Source organism: Moorena sp. SIO4E2 (assembly GCF_010671945.1).
GTDB classification, from domain to species: Bacteria; Cyanobacteriota; Cyanobacteriia; order Cyanobacteriales; family Coleofasciculaceae; genus Moorena; species Moorena producens.
Genome location: NZ_JAAHIE010000850.1, coordinates 1 through 2482, shown reverse-complemented (window position 1 = coordinate 2482; position 2482 = coordinate 1). Strand labels below are relative to the sequence as shown.

Annotated in this window: 2 protein-coding genes; one reads left to right on the top strand and one right to left on the bottom strand. The window is 44.1% G+C overall.

Annotated elements, in window-relative coordinates; all coding sequences use genetic code 11:
- Window positions 1–130: 130 nt before the first annotated feature.
- Window positions 131–1285: a DUF819 family protein gene (locus F6K37_RS38065; RefSeq protein WP_287256259.1), complete on the top strand. Its 1155-nt coding sequence runs from the start codon at window positions 131–133 to the stop codon at window positions 1283–1285.
- A gap of 511 nt (window positions 1286–1796) precedes the next feature.
- On the opposite strand, the gene F6K37_RS38060 is transcribed toward F6K37_RS38065, so the two are convergent.
- On the bottom strand, window positions 1797–2482 hold a 686-nt coding region (locus tag F6K37_RS38060), incomplete at its 5' end, for a tocopherol cyclase family protein (RefSeq protein WP_287256257.1).

The window sequence follows — 2482 nt, the reverse complement described above, 5'->3', positions numbered from 1 at the left end:
GAATTTTAGACCGGGCAGCTACTATGAAACTTATCAATTTACCTGTTGTTGTCGATAATCTTAAAAATACATCGTTTTGGGCATCGGAAAGTTTATTTGAAAAGCTTTTAGATAAGCATTCCTAAAATACATGGCAACCTCTCTGATAAATCCTAATCAAGATTTCGCTCTATGGGCTGTGTTGCTGTCAGCAGCAACCATTGGATTCTGGGCAGAACGGACTCCTTGGGGAGCTAAACTATCTGGGGCTGTTGTCACTATTTTGGTAACCTTTATCTTATCCAATCTTAGGATTATCCCACCGGATGCTCCTGCCTATGGGGTGGTCTGGTCTTACTTAGTCCCATTAGCTATTCCTTTACTACTATTCCAAGCTGACTTGTTTCGGATTGTGCGGGAGGCTGGGCCTACTTTAATTGCTTATGGAATTGGTGCAGTGGGAACAATCTTAGGCACAGTAGTGGCTTACTATATCATTCCTTTAGGAGAAGAAGGTTGGAAGTTGGCAGCAATTTTTTGTGCTACTTATATTGGTGGTTCTGTTAATTTTGCGGCAACCGCTGAAAGCACTGGATTAAGAGCAGGAGATTTACTGAGTGCCGGGGTAGCAGCAGATAATTTAGTGATGACCTTGTATTTTTTAGTGCTGTTTGCTTTACCTTCAATCAAGTGGCTACGGGGAATTTTTCCTACCCAGCGCTCTCAGGAGAATACTATTTCTAGTCAGTTTAGTATTTTTGATTCCCAGTCTCGACAACAACTCTCTCTTATCAAGATAAGTTTGGCATTAGCCATTAGTATGACCATTTGTGCTGTCGGTTATGGTCTCGCTAGCTGGTTGGGTTTCAACAAAGGGGGAATTCTGGTAGAAACGGTTTTAATTGTGATGCTAGCGACACTATTCCCAAGTTATTTAGGTAGGATAACGGCTGCAGAAAAAATTGGCTATCTGCTGATGCAGGTATTTTTTGCTGTAATTGGAGCCAGCGCTAATGTGGAAATAGTGCTGCGAGTGGGATCAGTTCTGTTTATCTTTGCTGGATTAATTCTCGCCATCCATTTGTTAGTCTTACTCGGAGTTGGGCGATTGTTGGGTTTAGATTTAGCTGAGTTAGTAATTGCGTCGAATGCTAATATGGGTGGGCCAACTACAGCAGCGGCTATGGCGACAGCACGGCAGTGGGATAAGCTAGTTACTCCTGCTATTCTTTGCGGTACTCTGGGTTATGCTGTTGCTACGTTTATTGGTGTAGGGTTAGGGAATTTTCTGCGGTCTTTGGGTTGATATAGCGCTACGCGCAAGTAAGAAGTCAGAAGTCAGAAGTCAGAAGTAAGCTATGACTAAGTTTCGGAGTTTAGGAGCGATGCAGAGGTGCGACCCGTGGCGAATTTAATTCGCCAACGGAAAACGCACCATTACGGTCTTGGGGGTTCCCCCCATGAGCGACTGCATCAAGACAATGTAAAACATCTGAATGCGTAGTGCTATATAGCAGTTTTCAATTGGGTGAGGTACTGACTAGGAGTGGATTTTAGGGACTTCGGAGCAGGGACTTCGGAGCAGGGAAGTCGGAAAAAATCCTGTGTACCTTAGCTCATGAAAAACGCTATATCGCATTTCCCTATGTTTTGGAAATATTTCCGGATCTAGGTAGACCCCGGTTGGATTCAGGAATAGTAGATGCACCTTGACTTATTCCTCAGCTACCCGCTGGGGTTTTTTTGATCTTGAACGTAGATATAGGGGAATTAACCAGAAGCAGAGGAAGTTGGGAAAATACCAAGGCCGTATAGTATCACAAAACCCAAGGCAATTTAGCCGAAGAATTCCAAGGTTTCTCCCAAGAATCACCACCAACTTCTAATCCACATAACTTACTTTCAGCTATCAAAATCGGTTCAACGTTATCCCCACGTCGTTGTTTAAGTTCCAACTTCAGCTGACCTTGCATAGTATCTCGGCAAATGAAATTTAATCCCTTTTCCGTGGGAGCTCGTAGAAGTGTACCAGGTAAATCGGTTGTACCAGTTAACTCTACTTCATACTCACCATTGCGCCCTTGCATCTGCCACTTTCCCCAAGGCTGGATCTGCCAGGTTACTTCTGAATTCCAGGGCACGAATTCATAAAATTTACCTTCGTAGTGAATGCCAATCAAAGCAGCTGCTTCTGCCAACCCCACTACTTCCCGTCTACCACCACCAGCAGTTAGAGCCAGGTCTGGTTGATCGGTAAAACTGTTGCAATTGAGCCAAAACCACTTCTTAGGAAAAGCACGACCCCAATTTTTTTCCCCATAGGCCGGGACATTGGTAAAATCATAGAGCTTACCATTCCAATCAATCCAGCCAGTGGCTAAACCGTGGGCCATCAAGATTTGCCATCCTGGTTCAAATATCTGTAAAAACGAAAGCCAGCCAGCGGTTGATTGCTGGGCTTTTCCCAGATCTCCCCAGCCATAAATCGGTTTAATTTCATAGC